The sequence below is a fragment of the Gluconobacter thailandicus F149-1 = NBRC 100600 genome, assembly GCF_000964465.1.
In the GTDB taxonomy this organism is placed as follows: domain Bacteria; phylum Pseudomonadota; class Alphaproteobacteria; order Acetobacterales; family Acetobacteraceae; genus Gluconobacter; species Gluconobacter thailandicus.
This window is the reverse complement of record NZ_BANH01000128.1, coordinates 1-242: the sequence shown is the minus strand read 5'-3', so window position 1 is coordinate 242 and position 242 is coordinate 1. Positions and strand designations below refer to the sequence as shown.

Annotated in this window: 1 protein-coding gene; it reads right to left on the bottom strand. The window is 56.6% G+C overall.

The annotated features are described in order from the left end of the window. Positions 1-2 precede the first annotated feature (2 nt). A partial coding sequence (locus B7444_RS16050; RefSeq protein WP_048855243.1) for an IS5/IS1182 family transposase occupies positions 3-242 on the bottom strand: 240 nt, incomplete at its 5' end.

Below are 242 nucleotides of genomic sequence, written 5' to 3'. Positions count from 1 at the left end.
ACCTAGGTCTTGAGATAATCTGCGGTTGCTGCGATGCAGATGATGGCCATGAAGGAAGCGGCGGTTTTCTCGTATCTTGTAGCAACCGCCCTCCATTCCTTAAGACGAGCCCAGAAGTTTTCGACGAGATGTCGGTGCCGATAGGCCCATTTGGGGCAGGCGACCGGAGCCTGGTTGCGTTTCGGCGGGATAACCGGGCGCGAGCCTCTGTCCCATAAAGCTTCTCGAAACTGGTTCGAGGC